The sequence below is a fragment of the Rhizobium sp. C1 genome, from assembly GCF_021026335.1.
Lineage (GTDB): Bacteria > Pseudomonadota > Alphaproteobacteria > Rhizobiales > Rhizobiaceae > Ensifer_A.
Genome location: NZ_JAJNCY010000005.1, coordinates 320,258 through 328,638, shown reverse-complemented (window position 1 = coordinate 328,638; position 8,381 = coordinate 320,258). Strand labels below are relative to the sequence as shown.

Here is an 8,381-nt window from a genome sequence, read left to right as displayed (position 1 = left end):
CACTTCACCAGACCCGAAAGCCGCTCCAGACGACCTCCACCGCCCTGCGGCATCAGCGCATCCACAAAACTGAACTGCCCAGACCCTCGAACCGACATCGCATCCTCTCCAAACCGCTGCAAAACAAGTGAATCACATCACCCGAATTTTGCAACGGTCCCCTTGTGGGGGAGATGGCCGGCAGGCCAGAGGGGGCCTTTCCGCAGACTTGCATGAGAAAAAACCCTCATCAGTCCTTCGGACATCTTCTCCCCAGGGGGAGATGAAGGAGCCCCGCCCTGTGGACGCGAAAACAGCTGTTTTTCAACGGCTTGAAGAAATCGTTGCGACACGCTGTCAGTGGCCCATTTTTTCCTTGACGCTTAAAGCATCTCTCGATATTTTAAACTTAAAATAATTTCTGGAATGAAGGGAACGACACATGCGCATCGTTTGCATCGGCGGAGGCCCGGCCGGCCTCTATTTCGGACTTCTGATGAAGAAGCTTCATCCCGCCCACGACATCACCGTGGTCGAGCGCAACCGGCCCTATGACACGTTCGGCTGGGGCGTCGTCTTCTCCGACCAGACCATGCAGTCCATGCGCATCTGGGACCCGGAGAGTGCTGCCGAGATCGAGGACTCGTTCAACCATTGGGACGATATCGAACTCCTCTTCAAGGGCACGCGCCAGCGCACCTCGGGCCACGGCTTCGTCGGCATCGGCCGCAAGAAGCTCTTGAACATCCTGCAGGCCCGCTGCGAGGCGCTGGGCGTCGAGCTGAAGTTCGAGACGGATGTCGACAGCGACCTCGATTTCCCGGACGCGGACCTCGTCATCGCCTCCGATGGTCTCAATTCCAAGATCCGCAACAAATATGCGGAGATCTTCCAGCCCGACATGGTGGTGCGCCCGAACCGCTATATCTGGCTCGGCACCAACAAGCTCTATGATGCCTTCACCTTCGATTTCCGCAAGACGGATCACGGCTGGTTCCAGGCGCATATCTACAAGTTCGACGACAAGACCTCGACCTTCATCGTCGAGACGACCGAAGAGGCCTATCAGGCCCACAAGCTCGGCGAGATGTCGCAGGACGAGTCGATCAAGTTCTGCGAAAACCTCTTTGCCGAAACGCTGGAAGGTTCGCCGCTGATGACGAATGCCCGCCACATGCGCGGCTCGGCCTGGCTGAATTTCAGCCGCCTGATCTGCGGCAAGTGGAGCCATTTCAACGGCAATTCGCATGTCGTGCTGATGGGCGACGCCGCCCATACCGCGCATTTCGCCATCGGCTCGGGCACCAAGCTCGCCATCGACGACGCGATCGAACTCGCCAACCAGTTCAACATCGCCGGCCACGGCAAGGATGCAATCCCCGGCGTTCTTGAGACCTACGAGGAAATCCGCCGCGTCGACGTTGCCCGCATCCAGAATGCGGCACGCAACGCCATGGAATGGTTCGAGGTCGTCGGCCATCGCTATGCCGACACGCTGGAGCCGGAACAGTTCATGTATTCCATGCTGACCCGCTCGCAGCGCATCAGCCACGAGAACCTGCGCCTGCGCGACAAGACGTGGCTGGAAGGTTACGAGCGCTGGTTTGCGGCCAAGCAGGGCCTCAATGTCAAGGAAGGCGAACGCTGCCTGCCGCCGATGTTCACGCCCTACAAGGTGCGCGGCCTGACGCTGCCGAACCGCATCGTCGTCTCGCCCATGGCCATGTATTCGGCCAAGGACGGTCTGATCGATGACTTCCACATGGTGCATCTGGGCAGCCGTGCGCTCGGCGGCGCGGGTCTCGTCTTCGCCGAAATGACCTGCGTGTCGCCCGATGCCCGCATCACCCCCGGCTGCCTTGGCATCTGGAACGATGAGCAGATGGAAGGCTGGAAGCGGCTTGTCGCCTTCGTCCATGGCAATTCGAATGCCAAGGTCGCCATGCAGCTCGGCCATGCCGGCCGCAAGGGCGCGACCAAGGTGGCCTGGGAAGGTATCGACCAGCCGCTGGAGAGCGGCGACTGGCCGCTCATCTCGGCCTCGGCCCTGCCTTACCTCAAGCACAGCAAGGTGCCGAAGGCGATGGACCGGGCCGACATGGACCGCGTCAAGGCCGATTTCGTCGCCGCCACGAAGCGTGCGGCGGAAGCCGGCGTCGACTGGCTCGAATTCCACGCCGCCCACGGCTATCTCTTCTCCAGCTTCCTCTCGCCGCTGACCAACCAGCGCGAGGATGAATATGGCGGCAGCCACGAGAACCGGGCGCGCTACCCGCTGGAAGTGTTCCGCGCCGTGCGCGAAGTCTGGCCTGCCGACAAGCCGATCTCGGTGCGCCTCTCCTGCCACGACTGGTTCGAAGGCGGCAATACGCCGGAGGATGCGGCGATCTTCGCGCAGATGTTCAAGGATGCGGGTGCTGACCTCATCGACTGCTCGTCGGGCCAGGTGTGGAAGGAAGAACAGCCGGTCTATGGCCGACTCTTCCAGACGCCGTTCTCCGACAAGATTCGCAACGAGATCCATGTTCCGACCATTGCGGTGGGCGCGATCTCCGAGGCCGACCATGCCAACTCCGTCATCGCCGCCGGCCGCGCCGACCTTTGCGCTGTGGCCCGTCCGCATCTCGCAGACCCCGCCTGGGCGCTGCACGAGGCGGCCAAGATCGGCCTGAAGAACGTCGCGTGGCCGAAGCAGTACATGTCGGGCAAGTATCAGTACGAGGCGAACCTCGCCCGTGCGGCAACACCGGCAAAGTGAGGCTGACGTGGCCGGATCGCTTGAAAACAGGCACGTTCTCGTCACCGGTGCCGGCAGCGGCATCGGGGCGGCCATTGCCCGCAGGCTTTCGGGCGAAGGCGCGCTGCTGACGCTGGCCGGACGGCGGGCCGAGCCGCTGGAGGCGCTGGCGCAGGAACTGGGTGCTGATAACGCGTTCGCCCTTTCCGGTTTCGATGTGACGAATATCGGGGCGATTGCGGTCGGTCTCGAAAAAGCCCGCGCGAAATTCGGCCCGGTCTCGATCCTCGTCAACAATGCCGGGGAGGCCCCGAGCGCGCCGTTCGAAAAGACCGAACTCGATCTCTGGGAAAAGGTGATCGGCGTCGATCTGACGGGCGTGTTCCATGTGACGAAAGCGGCGCTGGCGGACCTGAAAGCCTTTGGCAAGGGCGCGCGCATCGTCAACATTGCCTCGACTGCCGGACTGACGGGCTACGCTTATGTCTCGGCCTATTGCGCCGCCAAGCATGGCGTTGTCGGACTGACCCGCGCGCTGGCGCTGGAACTGGCGAAGAGCGGCGTGACGGTGAATGCCGTCTGCCCCGGCTTTACCGACACGCCGATCATCGCCCGTTCGGTCGAGGCCATTGTCGCCAAGACCGGCCGCACGGCGGAGGCCGCTTTGGGCGAATTCACGAAACATAATCCGCAGGGACGGCTGGTTCAGCCGGACGAGGTGGCCGACACGGTCGCCTGGCTTTGCGGGCCGGCAGCGCAATCAATCAACGGCCAGGCCATCGCGGTCGCCGGTGGCGAAGTGCTGGCGGGCTGACGAGAAGATGAAAGCAATTCCAGAAAAAGTGTCGAGCGGTTTTTCGTCCGGAATTGCGAAGGAATAAGAAGAGGGAATGAGATGCCATTCAAGATATCCAAGCCGATGCGCTTCGGCGATTGCGATCTGACCGGGATCGCCTATCACCCGGCCTATCTGTCCTATCTGGTGGACGTCAACGAGGCGATGTTTGCCTCCTTCGGCATCACCTGGAAGGAGATCATGTTCGAGCGGCGTCTCGGCCTGCCGACCGTGACCATGAACCTGCAATTCATCAAGCCGGCCGTCTACGGCGACGTCCTGGACTTCTCGGTCCATGTCCGCGCCATCGGCCGTTCGTCGCTCGACCTCGAGACCGATGTCCGCGTCGGCGAGGACATGATCTGGACAGTGCGCCAGCGCATCGTTCTGACCTCCACCGAAGATCACAAATCCCGCGCCTGGCCGGACGATATCCGCGCTGGCCTCACTCGCTATCTGGAGCAAAAAGATGCGGCATGAAATCATTCAACCCGATGGCTGGGCAAAGCCGGTCGGCTATTCCAACGGCATTTCCGCGCGCGGCCGCATCGTGCAGGTCGGCGGCCAGGTCGGCTGGGACGAGAATTGCCTGTTCCATTCCGACGATTTCGTCGATCAGGTCCGCCAGACGCTAATCAATATCGTCAGCGTTCTGGAAAAGGCTGACGCCAAGCCGGAACATCTGATCCAGATGACCTGGTATTTCACGGATCGTCACGCCTACAAGTCGCGCATGAAGGAGCTCGGCGCGGTCTATCGCGAGATCATCGGTCGCCACTTCCCGCCGATGGCCGCAGTGCAGGTCGTCGCGCTGATGGAAGACCGAGCCAAGATCGAAATCCAGGCGCTCGCTGTCGTTCCGGATTGAGGAATGGAGGGAGAGGTTCCCCCTCCGGCTGCCGCCACCTCCCCCACAAGGGGGGAGGCGGAAAAAGGCACCGCGGTCACTCTCCCTCCCCCTTGTGGGGAGGGTTGGGGAGGGGCCTTTCTTGAATGCCAGAAACAAACAATTCCATCCCCGTGGAAGTGCCTGAACCACTCAAATCCCAGGAGGAAACCATGTCCAATAAAGTCATGCCCGTCATCACCCGCAAGGGTCAGGAAGACCAGAATACCGGCCAGTCCGGCGGTTGCGTTCGCATTTCGGGCGTCGGCCCGCAGCACACGCCCGCCACCAAGATCTGGTTCGGCAAGGTGTCCAACGATCCGGGCTATCGCTCCTATCCGCATCACCATGGCGAAGCCGAGACCGGCGGCTATGTGCTGAAGGGCAAGGCGCGCATCTATTTCGGCGAGAACTGGCAGGAATATCTCGACATGGAAGAGGGCGACTTCATCTTCGTGCCGCCCTACTGGCCGCATATCGAAGTCAACATGTCGACGACGGAAGAGCTGGTCTGGATGACCACGCGCACGCCGGACAATATCGTCATCAACCTGCCGGACGTGGACGATTCCATTCTCGTCGGCTTCCGGCGCGCCTGATGAAACTCCTGCGCCATGGCCCGGCGGGTGCCGAGAAGCCCGCCCTTCTGGATAGCGACGGCAAGATCCGCGACTTGTCTAGCCTTGTCGCCGATATCGGCGGCGACGTGCTTTCAGATAGCGGCCTCGCCCGCATCGCAGCCGCCGACCTGAAAAGCCTGCCGGAGGTTTCCCCCGGCAGAATCGGTCCCTGCGTTGCCGGCACGCGCAAGTTCATCTGCGTGGGCCTCAACTACAGCGACCATGCGAAGGAAACCGGCAAGGCCCCGCCGGAAGAGCCGATCCTCTTCATGAAGGCAACCAGCGCCATCATCGGCCCGAATGACGACGTGGAAATTCCGCGCAACTCCGTCAAGGCCGACTGGGAAGTCGAACTCGGCATCGTCATCGGGACCCGGGCGAAATATGTCAGCGAGGACAAGGCGCTCGACCATGTCGCCGGCTATTGCGTCGTCAACGATGTGTCCGAGCGCGCCTTCCAGTCGGAGCGCGGCGGCCAGTGGACGAAGGGTAAGAGCCACGACACATTCGGCCCGATCGGACCTTATCTGGTGACGCGCGACGAGGTGCCGGACCCGCAGAACCTTTCGCTCTGGCTCGATGTCGACGGCGTCCGCCGCCAGACCGGGACCACCGCCAACATGATCTTCGGCGTGCGCCATCTGGTGAGCTATATCAGCCAGTTCATGACGCTGGAGCCGGGCGACATCATCGCCACCGGCACGCCGCCCGGCGTCGGTCTCGGCATCAAGCCGGAGCCGGTCTTCCTGAAGGTGGGCCAGGTCATGACGCTCGGCATCCAGGGTCTGGGCGACCAGACGCAACGCACGATCGCAGCGAGGGACTAAAGCCATGAGCGATTTTCAAGGAAAGCTGGCCATCGTCACCGGCGGAGCGCGGGGCCAAGGCGAGGCGGAAGTCCGCCTTTTCGCCTCGAAGGGTGCGGCCGTCATTATCGCCGACGTGCTCGTGGACGAGGGCGAGGCGCTGGCGGCGGAGCTGACGAAGGCGGGCCGTGACGCCCGCTTCATTCGTCTCGACGTGACGGATCCGGCCAGCTGGGCCGCCGTCATCGATCTGGCGAAATCGTGGAAGGGCCGTCTCGACGTGCTCGTCAACAATGCCGGCATCATCAACCGGACGCTGGTCGAGACCACATCGCTGGAAGCCTGGGAACGCGTGCTGCGCGTCAACCTCACCGGCTCATTCCTCGGCATCCAGGCGGCAAACCCGCTGATGGCGGAAACCGGTGGCGGCGCGATCGTCAACATCTCGTCCAACAGCGGCTATTCCGGCCACTATGACCCGGCCTATACGGCCAGCAAGTGGGGGCTTCGCGGCCTGACCAAGAGTGCTGCCATGGAGCTGGCGCCGAAGAATATCCGCGTCAACGCCGTCTGCCCAGGCCTCGTCGTCACGGGCTTGAATGCATCGAGCCCGCACCTCAAGCCGATGATCGGTATCACGCCGCTGAAGCGCCCCGGCAAGCCGGAAGAGATCGCCGATCTCGTCTTCTTCCTCTCCTCCGATGCGTCGAGCTTCATCACGGGTGAAGACTTCGTCATCGACGGCGGCTTTACGGCCGGCGCGGCTTACAGGCGCGTTGCGACAGAGACGGGGATATTCTCCGAATAAGCCGACGCATACGCGCTTCCATCATCGCTCAGGCCGGCGTGAAGAAACATGCCGGCCTTTTTTCGTAACGCCGCCGCAGCGCGGAAAAATTGCCGAATTTTAGTGGGTTGCCTTCAGCAAATCGTAACCGTCATTCGGCAAAAGATAGCCTGCGCTATTTCATGGCTTTACGCGAGGCGGGCATGCTCTCGACAGGATTTTTCAGGGCGGATATTGCGAGCGCCGCGAAGCAGGGGCGCAGCGAGGCCGTTTCGGAACCCTCGTGGGCAGCCTTTTTCTCCATCGCCAGCATCTACACGCTCATGGCGGGAATGATCTGGCCGGCATTGTTCTGGCGCATGGTGCTGCTGACAAGCCAGGAAATGCTCGTCTTTTCGCTGGCCTGCCTCCTGCTCGCGCTCTGCGTGGAAGCGGTGGTGAAATCCCCACGCCGGCCGCTCGATTTCATCCTGGAAAAGCTGCGGCGGAAAGGAAGTCTGATCATCTGCGGATTGACGCTGCTCGTTCTCGGTATCAGCGCCTACTCGACCTATAAGGTCAATATTCCGAATATCGTCCCCTATTACGCGGATCCCTATTTCGCCGCCATCGACAAGGCGGTCTACGGCCGCAACGCTTGGCGCGCCTTTCATGAACTACCGCCACAGGCAGGTCTGCTGATCGACTTCTTCTACACCCGCGTGTGGCCGGGCCTGCTTCTTTTCGGCGTGCTCGGCGGGCTTCTGTTTGTTGAGGGGCGGACGCTGCATCGCTATGCGTGGGGCCTGTTTTTCGTCTATGCGGTGATGGGAACCCTCGTTGCGACGCTCTTTGCCTCGGTCGGTCCGATCTTCTACATGGACTTCTATCCCCATGCGCCGGAATTCACGCGTCTGAAACCCGCCCTTCTCGAAAATCCCTATATCAGCGATATTCTCACCTATTCGAACTATCTTCTCGATTCCTACCAGAGCAAGCAGCTTGGCTTTGCGACGGGAATTTCGGCGTTTCCGAGTGTCCATGTCGCCGTCGCCACACTCTCGGCCTGGTACATGACCGGCTTCGGTCGCCGCTGGGCCGTCCTTGGCTGGACCAACGCGGTCATCATTCAATATGGCTCGGTTTACAGCGGCTGGCATTACGCCATCGATGGCGATGTCTCGCTTGTCGCCGTGAGCATTTTCTGGATCGTGACCAGCCGCATCCTCGGCCTGCCGCTGCTGCCGCCAGCCCGCACCTGACCGTGCCCGGAGCCGAGGCGGCCTGCAGGCCCACGCACCCCTTGCATTTATCCGGCAGCACTTCATAAGACGCCCAGCTTTGGCGCTCGCTTCACATCTGGAAAGGCATGACTGATGGCCCGCGATCTTCTCATTCTCATTACGCCCGGTTTTCCGGATACCAAGCTCTCGCCGGACAGGCTCTATTACTGCCCGCAATGCAACATCGTGGAAGGTCTGCTGGCCACCTTTCCCGAACTGACTGAAAAGGTCGATGTGATGCGCGTCCCCTTCGCCCGGCCGCGCCCGGCGGTGATCGAGCGGATCGGCGAGGAAAATCAGGGGCTTCCGGTTCTGATTTTCGCTGATCCGGCCACCGCGCCCGCCGATGCGCTGGCCCATGGCGAAACATGCTTTGTCAGCAATATCGACCGGCTTTGCGAATTGCTGGCCGAGCGCTACGGCATTCCCTATTCGCATTGAATGCCCGGCAAGCAGGCGGATATGCATA

Annotated in this window: 9 protein-coding genes; all 9 read left to right on the top strand. The window is 61.6% G+C overall.

The window, feature by feature from the left end:
• The first annotated feature begins 421 nt into the window (after positions 1 to 421).
• The 9 genes from LQK83_RS13530 (at position 422) to LQK83_RS13490 (ending at position 8,353) form a co-directional block, all read left to right on the top strand.
• The gene (locus LQK83_RS13530) at positions 422 to 2,737 is read left to right on the top strand and encodes a bifunctional salicylyl-CoA 5-hydroxylase/oxidoreductase (protein ID WP_230837922.1); all 2,316 of its coding nucleotides are present in this window, start codon (positions 422 to 424) and stop codon (positions 2,735 to 2,737) included.
• A gap of 7 nt (positions 2,738 to 2,744) precedes the next feature.
• A complete protein-coding gene (locus LQK83_RS13525; RefSeq protein WP_230837921.1) occupies positions 2,745 to 3,530 on the top strand; it encodes an SDR family NAD(P)-dependent oxidoreductase in 786 nt (261 codons plus the stop codon).
• 81 nt (positions 3,531 to 3,611) lie between these two features.
• Positions 3,612 to 4,031 carry an acyl-CoA thioesterase gene (locus tag LQK83_RS13520; RefSeq protein ID WP_109855025.1) on the top strand — a complete coding sequence of 140 codons (420 nt, stop codon included), beginning with the start codon at positions 3,612 to 3,614 and terminating at the stop codon, positions 4,029 to 4,031.
• Positions 4,021 to 4,419, top strand: a complete 399-nt coding sequence (locus LQK83_RS13515) for a RidA family protein (protein WP_230837920.1) — start codon at positions 4,021 to 4,023, stop codon at positions 4,417 to 4,419. Before LQK83_RS13520 ends, LQK83_RS13515 begins: the two co-directional genes overlap by 11 nt.
• Before the next feature lie 191 nt (positions 4,420 to 4,610).
• Positions 4,611 to 5,036: a cupin domain-containing protein gene (locus LQK83_RS13510; RefSeq protein ID WP_230837919.1), complete on the top strand. Its 426-nt coding sequence runs from the start codon at positions 4,611 to 4,613 to the stop codon at positions 5,034 to 5,036.
• Positions 5,036 to 5,884, top strand: coding sequence for a fumarylacetoacetate hydrolase family protein (locus LQK83_RS13505; protein ID WP_230837918.1), 849 nt, complete (start codon positions 5,036 to 5,038; stop codon positions 5,882 to 5,884). The genes LQK83_RS13510 and LQK83_RS13505 overlap by 1 nt, the downstream gene beginning before the upstream one ends.
• A 4-nt stretch (positions 5,885 to 5,888) precedes the next feature.
• Positions 5,889 to 6,671 carry an SDR family NAD(P)-dependent oxidoreductase gene (locus LQK83_RS13500; protein WP_230837917.1) on the top strand — a complete coding sequence of 261 codons (783 nt, stop codon included), beginning with the start codon at positions 5,889 to 5,891 and terminating at the stop codon, positions 6,669 to 6,671.
• Positions 6,672 to 6,853: 182 nt separating this feature from the next.
• On the top strand, positions 6,854 to 7,891 hold the full coding sequence (locus LQK83_RS13495; protein WP_230837916.1) for a phosphatase PAP2 family protein: 1,038 nt from the start codon (positions 6,854 to 6,856) through the stop codon (positions 7,889 to 7,891).
• Between the two features lie 114 nt (positions 7,892 to 8,005).
• Positions 8,006 to 8,353 (top strand): DUF3088 domain-containing protein, encoded by a 348-nt coding sequence (locus LQK83_RS13490; protein WP_230837915.1) that lies wholly within the window; start codon positions 8,006 to 8,008, stop codon positions 8,351 to 8,353.
• Positions 8,354 to 8,381: the final 28 nt, after the last annotated feature.